The organism is Streptomyces spinosisporus (genome assembly GCF_022698145.1).
GTDB classification, from domain to species: domain Bacteria; phylum Actinomycetota; class Actinomycetes; order Streptomycetales; family Streptomycetaceae; genus Streptomyces; species Streptomyces spinosisporus.
This window is the reverse complement of the sequence record NZ_JALDAX010000011.1, coordinates 55,761-68,718: the sequence shown is the minus strand read 5'-3', so window position 1 is coordinate 68,718 and position 12,958 is coordinate 55,761. Positions and strand designations below refer to the sequence as shown.

Genomic DNA, 12,958 nt, shown 5'->3' with positions numbered 1-12,958 from the left:
GCCCACTTGATCGTTGTTACGGTTCACCGGTGTCTGACTCTTCACGCGATACCGCCGAAGGCGCCGGCTGGGGCGCAGCCGAGCGCGGCGCCTACAAGCAACTCATGCCGCACCAGGTCGAGAAGGTCTCCTGGCTCAACCCCAAGACACTGTGGGCGGCGCGGAACGGCGTGTTGGCCTCCTGGTTCGGGGACCCCACCGGCCGCACCCGCAGCCGATGGGTGGCCCAGCGCGAGGCCGCCGGAGCGCCCGCCGACAAGGTGATCCGACGGACGGAACAGGACCGGTTCTCCTTCATGGTCATCGGCGACACCGGCGAGGGCGACGACCCTCAATACGCCGTCGTGCCGGGCTTTCTGAAGGTCGGTCAGGACACGGACTTCGCCGTCGTCGCGAGCGACGTGATCTACCCGGTGGGCAGCGCGGACGACTACGGCACCAACTTCTTCCGCCCGTACCGGGACTACCGCGCGCCGATCTACGCGATACCCGGCAACCACGACTGGTACGAGGGCCTCGGCGCCTTCATGCGCGTCTTCTGCGACGACGCCCCGCCGCTCCCCCCGGAGACGGCGCCGCGCCCTGTGTCCCGGGCCTGGATACGCAACCTCCTGTGGCACCGCCCGCGTGCCACGGACGGTCAACATCTGGACGAGGCACGGCAGTTGCGGTCGGCTCCGGCCCAACAGGCCGTCCAGCCCGGCCCGTACTGGGCCGTCGACGCCGGACCGCTGCGGATCATAGGCATCGACACCGGTCTGCTCGGCACGATCGACGCCGAACAGGGTGCCTGGCTGCGCGAGGTGTCCAAGGGACCGCGCCCGAAGATCCTGATCACCGGCTCGCCCCTGTACGTCGACGGGGAACACCGCCCGTGCACCATCGAGGGCGGCCACGGCACCGTCGACGACATCGTCCGCGACCCCGAGCACCACTATGTGGCGGCGATAGGCGGCGACATCCACAACTACCAGCGCTACCCGGTCCAGGTGGAAGGCCGCACCATCCAGTACGTCGTCGCGGGCGGCGGCGGGGCGTTCATGCACGCCACCCACACCATCCCCCGCGTCGACATCGCGAACGTCACCGAGAAGGACTTCCGCTGCTATCCGCTGCGCGGCGACTCCCTCGCCTTCTACAGCGGGCTCTACGGCCGCCGGCTGCGCCTGCGGCGTCTGTTCGCCCTGTCCGAGAACGAGGCGATGGCCGTGATCGCCGAGCGGCTCGGCATCCCGTCCACCCGCACCCCGGGCGGACCGGTGCGCGTCACCCGCCGCGCCCGCATCGTCGCCACCCTGCTCGGCGCCGGCGGCCGACCCGACCGCACCTCGCGCTTCCGCCTCCCGGTCCGCAAGATCTACACGCAGCTGTTCTCGCCGAGTTCGGCGACCTACAGCCCGCCCTTCTTCAAGTGCTTCCTGCGGCTGGACGTCACCCCGGAGACCGTCCGGCTGCGCTGCTTCGCGGCCACCGGCAACCGCGCCCAGGAGATCGACCCGCCGGTCGAGGACGAGGTGATCATCCCTCTGGGCTGAGCCGCCGCTGCTCAGGGGAACACCACCGGGCACGGCGCCGTTGGCACCTCCGTACGCCGTGGAACGATCACTGACGGAGGGGCCCATGCCGCCGACCTCACGCCCGCTGCGCAAGCTGGGCTTCCTCACCATCGGGTTGTTCGACGAGGCCGATCCGCGCCGGGGGCACGAGTCGACGCTGGAGATCATCGAGCTGGGCGAGCGGCTCGGCTTCGACAGCGCGTGGCTGCGCCACCGCCATCTCCAGTACGGCATCTCCTCCCCCGTCGCCGTCATGGCGGCGGCGACGCAGCGCACCCGCCGCATCGAACTCGGCACGGCCGTCATCCCCCTCGGCTGGGAGAACCCGCTGCGGCTCGCCGAGGACCTGGCCACGGTGGACGTCCTGTCCGGCGGACGCGTCAACCCGGGAGTCAGCGTGGGCCCGCCGATGCACTACGAGCAGGTCAAGGAGGCGCTGTACCCGGACACCGCCGACGCGGAGGACTTCTCCTACGAGCGGGTGCGGCGCCTGCTGGCCTTCGTCCGCGGCGAGAGCGCCACCGGCTTCAGCGGCGTCGAGGGATTCGAGACGTTCTCCGACCACGTGCAGCCGCACTCCCCCGGTCTGGGACGCCGGATGTGGTACGGCGGCGGCAGCCTCGGCTCGGCGCGCTGGGCGGGCGAGCAGGGCATGAACTTCCTGGTCAGCAGCGTCGTCAAGGCAGAGGGGGCCGAGGGGCCGGACTTCGACTTCGCGCAGATCCAGCTCTCGCACATCCGCGCCTTCCGCGCCCACCACCCCGACGGCGACAGCGCCCGGGTCTCCCAGGGCCTGGTCGTCATCCCCACCGACTCCGCAACCCCCGAACAGCGCGCCAGGTACGAGGAGTACGCGGCCGCGCGCACCCCCCGTACGGCATCACCGCAGGGCCCGGCCCGTCTGCTGTTCGCGCCGGACATCGTCGGCACCTCCGAGGAGATCGCCGAACGCCTGCGCGCCCACGCCGCGTTCCGCGAGGTGGACGAGGTGGCGTTCGCGCTGCCGTTCACCTTCGAGCACGAGGACTACGTACAGATCCTCACCGACATGGCCACGAAGCTCGGTCCCGCACTGGGCTGGCGGCCCTCCGACTGAGGTCACCAGCGCCCGGGTTCGGTCCCGACGAGCGGCTCCGAGGGCCTGCCGTCCACGCCGACCGGAACGTCGCCGCTCAGCATCACCCGGTGCATGATCCGCGGAAAGTCCAGGTGGGCGTTGTCGCTGGGCGCGAGATGGATCGTGGCGCGGTTGTCCCAGAAGGCCACGCTGCCCGGCTCCCAGCGGAAGCGCACCGTGTACTCGGGCCTGACCGTCTGCTCCAGCAGCATGTCGAGCAGGGCGCGGCTCTCCGGTCGGGAGACGCCGGTGATCTGCTCCAGGTAGTAGCCGTTGACGAACAGCACCCGCTCCCCCGTCTCCGGGTGGACCCGGACCAGCGGGTGCAACGAGGCGACCTGGTGGTCCAGCAGATGGCGCACTTCGGCGTCGTGAACTGGCTGCTCGGGCTGGTCGGGATCGCGCCGGTGCCGTGGCTGACCTCGGAGCACGCGGCCCTCGCCACCGTCGTCATCGTCTATGTGTGGCAGCAGTTCGGCTTCTCGTTCCTGCTGTTCATCGGCGGCCTCAACAACATTCCCAAGGAAGTCCACGAGGCCGCCTCCCTGGACGGCGCGACCGGCCTGCGCAAACACCTGCATGTGACGCTTCCCCTGCTGTCGCCGACGCTGCTGGTCGCGACCGTCGTCGGCGTCATCAACGCCCTCCAGGTCTTCGAGCAGCCCTACGTCCTCACCGACGGCGGCCCCGGCGACTCCACGCGCACCGTCGTGATGGTCATCTACGAGACGGCGTTCGAGCAGCTGCGCTTCGGCGAGGCGTCCGCGGTGGGAGTCCTGCTGTTCGTGCTGATCATGGCGGTCACCGCCCTGCAGTTCCGGCTCAGCCGGCGTTTCGTCCACTACCAGTGAGCCGGGTGAGTCCCATGAGCCAAGCAACCCCGACCCTCAGCCGTGCCCGGTACTCGTTCGGGCCGTGGGCGCGGATCACCGGCCTCGCCGTGTGCGCGCTGCTGACCCTCGGCCCGGTCATCTACACGATCTCGACCTCGCTGCGCACGCCGGCCGAGTCCTTCGACCTGCCGCCGCAGATCATCCCGAGCCATCCGACCACGGCGGCCTATCACGGGGTCTTCGACCAGATCGACGTATGGCTGCTCGCGCTGAACTCCACCCTGGTGACCGCACTGGTCGCGGTCGGCCAGATGATCACCGCGGGCCTTGCCGGGTACGCCTTCGCGCGTCTCGAATTCCGGTTCAAGAAGCCCCTGTTCGGGCTGGTGCTGGCCACCATGATGGTGCCGCTGCAGGTCACCATCGTGCCGGTGTTCCTGGTGCTGAAGTCGATGGGCCTGACCGACACCCTGCTCGGCCTGATCATCCCGGCCTTCCCGACCGCGTTCGGCACCTTCCTGATGCGCCAGTACTTCCTGGGCATGCCCAAGGACCTCGGCGAGGCGGCCATGCTGGACGGTGCCGGGCCGTGGCGGATCTTCCGGTCGGTGTACGCGCCGCTGGCCGCGCCCGGTCTTGCGATCGTCGGGGTCCTGGCCTTCAACTACCACTGGAACGAGTTCTTCCGGCCGCTGATCCTGGAGACCTCCGGGCAGAACTACACATTGCCGCTGGGCCTGGTCTCGCTCCAGGGCAATCTCGGCACGGGCTCCATCTCCGTCGTTCTCGCCGGAGTCGTGCTGTCCATGATCCCCGCCGTCGCCGTGTTCGTCGTCGGTCAGCGCCCTCTGCGTGAGGGCATCACGTCCGCAGGAGTCAACCGTTGAGCCTCGACCCCAACGCCCCGCGCTTCAGGGTCCGTCCGACCGCCGGCTGGACCAACGACCCGAACGGGCCGTTCCGTTGGCGGGACCGCTACCACGTCTTCTATCAGCACAACCCGGACGCGCCGGTGCACGCGAACATCCACTGGGGCCATGCCTCCAGCCCCGACCTCGCGCACTGGGAGCACCACCCGATCGCGCTCGCCCCCACAGCCGGCGGCCCCGACGAGGCGGGCTGCTGGTCGGGCTGCGTGGTCGACGACGACGGCGTGCCGACCGCCGTGTACACGGGCGTCGACCGTCATCACAACGGCATCGGCTCCATCTGTCTGGCACGGGCGGTGGTGCCCGACGACGAGACGCTCACCGACTGGAAGCCGCTGCCCGCCCCGGTGGTGTCCGCTCCGCCCGCGGACCTGGACGTGGTCATGTTCCGCGACCCGTTCGTGTTCACGGCCGGCGGGCGGCGCCGGGCCCTGGTCGGCGCGGGGCACGCGGACGGCACGCCGTCGGTCCTGCTGTACGACTGCGACGACCTGACGGACTGGCGGTTCGCCGGGGTTCTCCTCGACGGCAACGACCCCGTCGCGGTCGAGGCGTTCGGCGACAAGGCGGTCGGCTGGGAGTGTCCGCAGATGTTCTCGACCGCGGGCGACGAGTGGGTGCTGTTGCTGTCCCTCTGGGACGGAGACCCCCGCTCGACGGGCTACCTGACAGGCCGTCTCACGCCTTGTGACGACGGCGAGTTGCACTTCGACACACGCACCGGCGGCCGACTCGACCACGGCCGGGACTTCTACGCGCCCGCCGTGCTCCAGGAAGCGGACCGGGCCCTGATGTGGGGCTGGTCCTGGGAGGCGTGCGAGCAGGACGAGATCGACCGCGCGGGGTGGGCGGGGGTACTCACCGCACCCAGGGTGGTCGGCCTCCACCCGGACGGCACCCTGCGCATCGCACCGGCACCGGAGCTCGAACTGCTGCGTGCGGCAGCCCCGTTCGTCTCCGGCCCGGACCGCCGCGTACCGCTCCCGCCGTCGTACGACCTCACCGTCACCGCACACGGCCCCACCACCGTCAGCCTGCTGCGCTCCGCCACGGGTGCGGAGCTGACCCTGCGGCTGGACCCGGACGAGGGCACCGTCACGCTCGATCGCAGCGCCTGGCCGCGGACGCGCCCCGACGGGTCGGCGCCGGTCGTGGTCCACTCAACCGGCAGGCAGATACGGGTACTTGCCGACGGTTCTCTGCTGGAGGTGTTCGTCGACGACCGCGCGACCCTCACCGAGCGCGTCCACCGGGGCGCCGAGGACGTGGCCGAACTCGTCGTGAGCGGGGCGGTGTCCGCCGTCACCGGGTGGGAGCCGGTCCCACGGACGCTCGACTGATCACCGGACACGCGACGCGCCGAGTCGTGGCGGGAGGGGTGCGGCCGGTTTCGATGGAGTCGAGGAGGAGCCGGGCGGCGGCCTCGCCCATGGCGCGGTGGGGCAGGGCGACCGTGGTGAGCGCGGGGGTGAGGAACTCGGCCATGTGCTCCTGGTCGTCGTAGCCCACCACCGACAACTCGGCGGGTACGTCGATGCCGAGCCGGGTCGCGGCGTGCAGGACGCCCGCCGCGACCCGGTCGTTGTAGCAGAACAGGCCGGTCGGGCGGCGGTCGGCGGGGGTGTTGCCGAGGACGCGCAGCGCGCCCTCGTGTCCGCCGGAGATCTCGCCGCCGGTGCGCGGGACCCACTCCTTGGGGACCGTGATCCCCTCGGCGCGCAAAGCGTCCCGGAAGCCGCGCAGCCGCTCGACCGAGGCGATGTCGTCCTGGCCGCCGATCATGGCCACCCTCCGGTGGCCCTGCTCCAGCAGCAGCCGGGCCGCGGTCCTGCCGCCGGCCCGCTCGGCGGGGATCACGGCGGGCAGGGAGTCGTCCTCGGGCAGGCAGTTGGCGAGCACGGAGTGGGTGCGGTGCAGCCCCTCGGGGACCCGGACGCGCCGCAGCGACATGGCGGCGTAGATGATGCCGTCCACGCGGCGGTCGAGGAGTTCGGCGACGGCCGCGTCCTCCTTCGCCGCATCGCCGCCGGAGTCGACGGTGAGCACGAGGTGGTCGTTGTCCCAGGCCGTCTCCATGGCGCCGCGCAGCAGCCGGCCCGCGAAGGGCGTGGAGGCGATCTCGTCGGTGACCAGCCCGATCACGGCCGTACGACGGCGGCGCAGCCCGCGGGCGACGGGGTCGGGGCGGTAACCGAGCTGTTCGGCGGCCCGGCGGATGCGTTCCTGGGTGGCAGGCGAGAGGTTGCCCTCGGCGCGGCCGTTGAACACGAAGGAGACAGCGGTGTGCGAGACACCGGCGAGCCGTGCGACATCGCGTGACGTGGGACGCCCCGCGTTCGCCGGCCGCGTCTCCTCGGTGCTGCCCATGCCGTCCGTCGCCCTCATTCCCCACCCGCCCGGTTGATCACTGCTCACCCTATCCGTGAGGCTGGGGGCACGGCACAGTCGAGGAAAGGTCCCACGGTGATCAGCATCCCGGCACACCAGCTCAACGACGGCACGACGCTCCCCTCCCTCGGCCTGGGCACCTGGCCCATGGGGGACGAGGAGGCGGAGAGCGCCGTGTCCGAGGCCCTGCAGGCGGGCTACCGTCTGGTCGACACGGCCACCAACTACCGCAACGAGTCCGGCGTGGGCCGGGGTGTCGCCCGCAGCGGTGTCCCCCGCGAGGAGATCGTGCTGACGACGAAGCTCCCGGGCCGGCACCACGGCTACGAGGAGACCCTCGCCTCCTTCGAGGAGTCCCGCCGCCGGCTCGGTGTGGAGTACGTCGACCTGTATCTGATCCACTGGCCGCTCCCCCGCGTCGACAAGTACGTCGACTCCTGGCGGGCCATGATCAAGCTGCGGGAGGACGGCCTGGTCCGCTCCATCGGCGTCTCCAACTTCACCGCCGAGCACATCGAGCGGCTGGAGAAGGAGACCGGGGTGCTGCCGTCCGTCAACCAGATCGAGCTGCACCCCCTGTTCCCGCAGCCCGAGCTGCGCGCCTTCCACACCGCCAAGGGCATCCTCACGGAGAGCTGGAGCCCCCTCGGGCGCGGCAGCAGCCTGCTGAAGGACCCCGCCCTCGTCGCCGTCGCCGAGTCCCTCGGCGTCACACCCGGGCAGGTCGTCCTGCGCTGGCACACCCAGCTGGGCGCGGTCCCCATCCCCAAGTCCTCCGATCCCGAGCGCCAACGGCAGAACCTCGACGTCTTCGGCTTCGAACTGGACCCCTCCCAGCTCGACGCGGTCGCCGACCGGTCCCACCGGCGCATCGGCGGGGACCCGGAGGTGCACGAGGAGTTCTGAGACGCCGGGTGGGTGCTCGGCCGCCCACGGCACGGGGTTCACGGAAGGAGCCGGAGGTGGCCGAGCGGAACAGGCTGCGGGACTACCACCGCAAGCGCGACTTCGGACGGACCGGCGAACCGCGGGGGCAGGCGTCCGACGGGGGCGCCGAGCCCCGGTTCGTCGTGCAGATCCATGACGCCGGCACCCTGCACTTCGACTTCCGGCTGCAGGTCGGCGACGTACTGAAGTCGTGGTTTGTGCCCAAGGGCCCCTCCGACGACCCGCACGACAAACGGCTCGCCCTTCCCACGGAGGACCATCCGCTGGAGTACGAGGAGTTCGAGGGTGTGATTCCCGAGGGCGAGTACGGCGGTGGCACGGTGATCGTGTGGGACCACGGCGTCTACGAGCCGCTGAGCCACGACCGCAAGGGGCGCTCCGTCGGCTTCGAGGAGTCCCTGGAACACGGGCACGCACGCTTCCGGCTCAGGGGCTCGAAGCTGCACGGCGAGTACTCCCTGACCCGCTTCCGCGGTGAGCAGGACAAGGGCAGGGAGGCCTGGCTGCTGTTCAGGGCCGGCGGCGCGAGGCCGGACGGTCACGGCACCCCGGACTCGCGCCGGGCCCGCTCGGTGACCAGCGGCCGTACCCTCGCCCAGGTGGCCGCGGACGCCGGGGAACAGTGAGCCTGCGCTCCCCGGCGTGAAGCCGTCACTTCTGCTGTGCGCGCAGGGCGGAGAGGGCCCGGTCGGCGTGGGTGTTCATGCGCAGTTCGCTGCTGACGATCTCGAGGACCGTGCGGTCCTGGGCGATCACGAAGGTGACCCGCTTGGTCGGCGCGAGGCTGAATCCGCGCTTCACGCCGAACCGTTCGCGGATCGTGCCGTCGGTGTCGGACAGCAGCGGCATGCCGAGGTTGTGGCGGCCGGTGAACTCCTGCTGCTTGTCCACGGTGTCGCCGCTGATGCCCACGGGCCGGGCGCCGACGGCCGCGAACTCGGCGGCCAGGTCCCGGAAGTGGCAGGCCTCCGCGGTGCATCCGGAGCTCAGCGCGGCGGGGTAGAAGAAGAGCACGACCGGCCCGTCGGCCAGCAGCTCGGACAGCTTGCGCGGGGTGCCGGTCTCGTCCGGCAGCTCGAAGTCGTCGAGCCTGTCGCCGACGTTCACCTGACGGCTCATGCCCGCCCCTCCCCGTTCTTCGCGACGCTGCGGGCCCACAGGACCAGGGGCAGCTGCAACGGCAGCCGTCCCATGGCCGCGGCCTTCTGGCGCGCGGGCCGGTCGCGCCAGTCGACGGCCATCTTGACGTTGGCGGGGAACACGCCGACGAAGAAGGCGGCCGTGGCGAGAGCGGCGACCTTGCGCGTGCGCGGCAGCGCGACCCCGGCGGCGAGGGCGAGTTCGACGGCGCCGCTCGCGTAGGTCCATGTCCTGGGGTCGCCCGGCAGCGCGCCCGGGATGATCGCGTCGTACTGACGTGGCTGGGCGAAGTGGGTGACGCCCGCGGCGGCCAGCAGGCCGGCGAGCAGCAGGGGCGAGCGTTCGGACCGTGACACGGTTCCTCCTCCGATGACCTGGCGAGCGATGTTACCGGAGGGTAGAGAGGGGGGTGACGCCGGTGTCCGCACCGGTTCGGGTCCGGCGGTTGTGGGTGCCCGGTGTGTAGCCGAGCGATCGCCGGAAGACGTCGATGAAGGCGCTGGCGGAGGCCCAGCCGCACCGGTGGGCGACGGTGGTGACGGGGATGTCGCCGGCCAGCATGCGCAGGGCGTGGTAGAGGCGGGATTGGGTGCGCCACTGCGGGAAGGTCATGCCGAACTCGCTGCGGAAGAGGCGGCTGAGGGTGCGTTCTGCGGCCCCGGTCGCGGCGCCGAGGGCGGCGAGGGTGCGCTGCTCGGCCGGTTCGGCGTGAACCATCGCGCAGACGGCGGCGAGGCGCGGGTCCGTGGGGGTGGGCAGGCGCAACGGCTGCTGGGGCGAGACGCGCAGTCGGTCACGCAGCACGGCGAGCAGTCGGCGGCGTTCGGGGGTGTGGTCGTCGGGGTCGTGGGTGTAGGCGATGATCAGTTCGCGCAGCAGGGGGCTGACGGCGAGGACGGCGGGGGCGCCGAGACCGAGCGGGTTGTCGGCGGCGGGCAGGCCCACGAGGTGCAGTTCCAGATGGCCGTGGGCGCGGTGGGCGTGCACGGTACCCGCGGGGACCCAGATGGCGCGGGTGCCCGGCGCGAACCAGGTGCCCGCGTCGGTGGTCACTTCCAGCACTCCGGAGCCGGCGTAGACGATCTGGTGCTCGTCGTGCCGGTGTGCGTCGATGCCTTCGCCGGCGGCCAGGCTTCTGGCCGAGGTGGGCGCCTTCGGCGTGTGGCGGATGTTCGACACAACCAGGCAGATTACCGGAAGCGGGCCATACGTCCGGCCGCGACGATCGCAGAGTGTCCTCTTCTTGCAACCGTCCCATCACCCTGTTGTCCCTCGGGCACGTCTGTGTCGACGTGTACCAGGGGGCGGTGGCCGCGCTCGTGCCGTACTTCGTCTCGGAGCGCGCCTACACCTACGCCGCCGCCTCGGGCATCGTCCTGGCCGCGTCCCTGCTGTCCTCGGTCGTGCAGCCGGTGTTCGGGGTGCTCACCGACCGGTGGCCGATGCCGTGGCTGCTGCCGCTGAGCGCACTGACCGGGGGCGCCGGTGTGGCCCTGAGCGGCGTGGTGGGCTCGTACGCGCTGACGCTCGTGGCGGTCGCGGTGTCCGGCATCGGCATCGCCGCCTACCACCCCGAGGCGGCCCGGGCGGCCCGAGCCGCTGCGGGCGGCAGCAACACGGCCATGGGCTGGTTCTCGCTGGGCGGCAACATCGGCTTCGCGCTCGCGCCGCCGCTCGTGGCGGCCGTCGTCGCCACGGGAGGCCTCGGCGCCTCTCCCCTGCTGGGCGTCCCGGCCGTGGTGGGGGCGGTCCTCTGCGGGGCCGCGGTGCGTTCGCCGCAACGCCGCTCCGCCGTCGCCCGCGCGGCGGTGGCCACCGGCGTCGACGACTGGGCGTCGTTCCTGCGGCTGTCGGGTGCGATCGTGTGCCGCTCGGTCGTCTTCGTCGGCCTGAGCGCCTTCGTCTCGCTCTACGTCCGGCAGCGCACCGGCGGGGGCGAGGCGGCGGGCACGGCAGCGCTGTTCGTGCTGTACGCGGGCGGTGCGCTGGGCACGCTGGCCGGTGGCCGGCTCGCCGACCGGTACGGGCGGCTCGCGGTGGTCCGCCGGTCGTACGCGCTGAGCGTGGTGGCCGTCGCCGGCGTCGTGCTCGTACCCGGCCCGGCGGTCTATCCGTTCGTCGCGCTCACCTCGGCGGGCCTGTACGTCCCCTTCGCCCTCCACATCACCCTCGGTCAGGACTTCCTGCCGCGGCGGCCGGGCACCGCGAGCGGGGTCACCCTGGGCCTCGCGGTGAGTGCGGGCGGGCTCGCGGCCCCCGTCCTCGGCTCCCTGGCCGACGCCACCTCCCTGCGGACCGCCCTGCTCCCCCTGATCGCGCTGCCCGTCGTGGGCCGGCTCCTGCTGTGCGGCCTGCGCGAGCCCGCTCCCGCGGTCGAAAGGCCGCCCGCGCAACGGCACCCGCGCACGACATCGGCGTGAGGCGGCGTGGGGTCAGGTGGTACCGGCCCGTGCGACGGGCTGCTCCTCCGTGACCTCGTCGGCGGTGTAGGACAGGAAGTCGTCGACCATGCGGTGGAACAGCGTGGCCAGCTGCCGAAGCTCCTCCGGTGTCCATGCGGACAGCGCGAGTTGCATGCCGCGGGCACCCACGTCCCGGACGCGTGCGATGGCCTGCTGACCGGCCTCGGTCAGCTGGATGCGCTGGGCCCGGCGGTCGTCGGGGTCGGGGACGCGGGTGACATAGCCGGACCTCTGCAGCTGCTGCACGGTGCGGGTGACATGGGAGGCCTCCACACCCAACCGGTTGGCCAGCTCCCCCGGGCGCAGCGGATCCGAATCGGCCACCTGGCGCAGCAGCGCCACGGCCGCGCGGTCCAGCGGCACGCCGGCCAGCGCCATCCGCCGTTCGTGCTGCCGTGCGCGCGTGCTGAGATACGTGATGCGGGTGAGCGCCCGCTCGATCTCGATGACCTCGTCCGAGGCAGGGGGGTCGGGGAGTTCGGGGAGCGGTGGTGTGGGCATACGGCCCAGTTTACCATATCGTTGCGTAACTCAAGTAAATGACCGCGCCCCTACGGTCCCGGTCACCTGGGTCGAGCGGTGGGGGTTCCGGTCGTCACGGGTGCCAGCCACAGGCCGACGACCGCGTCCGCCAGGCCGGTCGCGGCGTCGTCCCAGTTGGAGCGCGCCGTGGCCCGGTTCTCGGCGATCGCCCGCTCGCGTTCGGCGGGCATGTGCACGATCAGGTGGCGGGCCATCTCGCCGCGTTCCGCGCGGACTTCGGCCGGCAGATCGGGCAGGCACCGGTTGAGTCCGTCGACGCACTGCTGCAGGGACGGCGAGGCGAAGGACTCCTCGACCATGATCTGGTGGAGCGCCGGGTCGGTCATCAACTGCGCGCAGAACCGCGCGAACCAGGTGGGACCGCCCAGGGTGCCGAGGTGCTCGGGCAGCGGGCGAACCAGGCAGTCCACCCAGTCCCGTACGTCGGAGGAGTCACCGATCCGGGCCAGCAGGCGGCTCCGGATCTCCTCGGTGTGCCCTGCGTGACGGCGGACGATCGCCCGGACCAGGTCGGCCTTGGTGCCGAAGTGATAGCCGACGACAGTGTTGTTGCCCTGGCCGGCGGCCTCGGCGACCTGGCGGTTGGACACCGCGTTCACCCCGCGCTCGGCGAACAGCCGCTCGGCCGCGGTCAGGATCAGCTCCCGGGTCGCCCCGGCCCGCTCCGTCCGTCCCGTCCTGCCGGCCATGCTCACCACCACACCGGGACTTCGTTCAGCCCTGCGACGGTCAGCCCCTCGAACCGTCGCGGGTCCGCCGAGGGTACGGCGGGTGCCAGCGACGGAAGCCTACGCAACCGCACGTCGGGGGCGGTCTTCAGCTCCGCGCGGGGGCATGCCCACCGCGCCCGAACGGCTCGGCAGGCACGGACCTGCACAGCTCGCGGTGACCCTCACGCGCCGGCCGGACGAGCCGCCCATGCGTCGCCGACGAGACGCGGCACTCACCCGCAAGGACCCGCCCCACCCGGTCCGCGGACGGGGTGGTCGAACGGCCGTCCGCCCGCGTCTGACCCGTACCTTCCCCGAGGATGGGCACTCAC

13 protein-coding genes and 2 pseudogenes are annotated in these 12,958 nt (G+C 71.8%); 8 read left to right on the top strand and 7 right to left on the bottom strand.

What is annotated here, in order from left to right:
• Nucleotides 1-29 precede the first annotated feature (29 nt).
• Both MQN93_RS26725 and MQN93_RS26720 read left to right on the top strand, forming a co-directional pair.
• Nucleotides 30-1,535, top strand: coding sequence for a metallophosphoesterase family protein (locus MQN93_RS26725; RefSeq protein WP_242711560.1), 1,506 nt, complete (start codon nt 30-32; stop codon nt 1,533-1,535).
• Between the two features lie 85 nt (nt 1,536-1,620).
• Nucleotides 1,621-2,652, top strand: a complete 1,032-nt coding sequence (locus tag MQN93_RS26720; RefSeq protein ID WP_016433087.1) for an LLM class flavin-dependent oxidoreductase — start codon at nt 1,621-1,623, stop codon at nt 2,650-2,652.
• Between the two features lie 2 nt (nt 2,653-2,654).
• Here MQN93_RS26720 and MQN93_RS26715 read toward each other — a convergent pair.
• A pseudogene (locus MQN93_RS26715) lies at nt 2,655-3,053 on the bottom strand (TauD/TfdA dioxygenase family protein); the annotation flags it as partial.
• Between MQN93_RS26715 and MQN93_RS26710 the strand changes: the two are divergent.
• The 3 genes and pseudogenes from MQN93_RS26710 to MQN93_RS26700 all read left to right on the top strand — a co-directional run.
• Nucleotides 3,036-3,524: pseudogene (locus tag MQN93_RS26710) on the top strand (carbohydrate ABC transporter permease); the annotation flags it as partial. The pseudogenes MQN93_RS26715 and MQN93_RS26710 overlap by 18 nt on opposite strands.
• A gap of 14 nt (nt 3,525-3,538) precedes the next feature.
• The gene (locus MQN93_RS26705) at nt 3,539-4,393 is read left to right on the top strand and encodes a carbohydrate ABC transporter permease (protein ID WP_242711559.1); all 855 of its coding nucleotides are present in this window, start codon (nt 3,539-3,541) and stop codon (nt 4,391-4,393) included.
• Nucleotides 4,390-5,775 (top strand): glycoside hydrolase family 32 protein, encoded by a 1,386-nt coding sequence (locus tag MQN93_RS26700; protein WP_242711558.1) that lies wholly within the window; start codon nt 4,390-4,392, stop codon nt 5,773-5,775. Before MQN93_RS26705 ends, MQN93_RS26700 begins: the two co-directional genes overlap by 4 nt.
• On the opposite strand, the gene MQN93_RS26695 is transcribed toward MQN93_RS26700, so the two are convergent.
• Nucleotides 5,738-6,802: a LacI family DNA-binding transcriptional regulator gene (locus tag MQN93_RS26695; protein WP_242711557.1), complete on the bottom strand. Its 1,065-nt coding sequence runs from the start codon at nt 6,800-6,802 to the stop codon at nt 5,738-5,740. The genes MQN93_RS26700 and MQN93_RS26695 overlap by 38 nt on opposite strands.
• Nucleotides 6,803-6,898: 96 nt before the next feature.
• On the opposite strand from MQN93_RS26695, the gene MQN93_RS26690 reads away from it, so the two are divergent.
• Nucleotides 6,899-7,729: an aldo/keto reductase gene (locus MQN93_RS26690; protein ID WP_242711556.1), complete on the top strand. Its 831-nt coding sequence runs from the start codon at nt 6,899-6,901 to the stop codon at nt 7,727-7,729.
• 56 nt (nt 7,730-7,785) lie between these two features.
• Complete coding sequence (locus MQN93_RS26685) at nt 7,786-8,397, top strand: DNA polymerase ligase N-terminal domain-containing protein (RefSeq protein ID WP_242711555.1); 612 nt, start codon at nt 7,786-7,788, stop codon at nt 8,395-8,397.
• Between the two features lie 25 nt (nt 8,398-8,422).
• Here MQN93_RS26685 and MQN93_RS26680 read toward each other — a convergent pair whose 3' ends face one another.
• Genes MQN93_RS26680 through MQN93_RS26670 form a run of 3 tightly spaced genes read right to left on the bottom strand, consistent with a single transcriptional unit; the run spans nt 8,423 to nt 10,090 of the window.
• Nucleotides 8,423-8,890: a peroxiredoxin gene (locus MQN93_RS26680; protein ID WP_016433097.1), complete on the bottom strand. Its 468-nt coding sequence runs from the start codon at nt 8,888-8,890 to the stop codon at nt 8,423-8,425.
• Nucleotides 8,887-9,267: a DoxX family protein gene (locus MQN93_RS26675; protein ID WP_016433098.1), complete on the bottom strand. Its 381-nt coding sequence runs from the start codon at nt 9,265-9,267 to the stop codon at nt 8,887-8,889. The genes MQN93_RS26680 and MQN93_RS26675 overlap by 4 nt, the downstream gene beginning before the upstream one ends.
• A 31-nt stretch (nt 9,268-9,298) precedes the next feature.
• On the bottom strand, nt 9,299-10,090 hold the full coding sequence (locus MQN93_RS26670; protein ID WP_242711554.1) for an AraC family transcriptional regulator: 792 nt from the start codon (nt 10,088-10,090) through the stop codon (nt 9,299-9,301).
• A 53-nt stretch (nt 10,091-10,143) separates the two neighbouring features.
• On the opposite strand from MQN93_RS26670, the gene MQN93_RS26665 reads away from it, so the two are divergent.
• Complete coding sequence (locus MQN93_RS26665; RefSeq protein ID WP_242711553.1) at nt 10,144-11,331, top strand: MFS transporter; 1,188 nt, start codon at nt 10,144-10,146, stop codon at nt 11,329-11,331.
• 12 nt (nt 11,332-11,343) lie between these two features.
• Here MQN93_RS26665 and MQN93_RS26660 read toward each other — a convergent pair whose 3' ends face one another.
• Nucleotides 11,344-11,874 (bottom strand): MarR family winged helix-turn-helix transcriptional regulator, encoded by a 531-nt coding sequence (locus MQN93_RS26660; protein ID WP_242711552.1) that lies wholly within the window; start codon nt 11,872-11,874, stop codon nt 11,344-11,346.
• A gap of 62 nt (nt 11,875-11,936) precedes the next feature.
• The gene (locus MQN93_RS26655; RefSeq protein WP_242711551.1) at nt 11,937-12,605 is read right to left on the bottom strand and encodes a TetR/AcrR family transcriptional regulator; all 669 of its coding nucleotides are present in this window, start codon (nt 12,603-12,605) and stop codon (nt 11,937-11,939) included.
• Nucleotides 12,606-12,958: the final 353 nt, after the last annotated feature.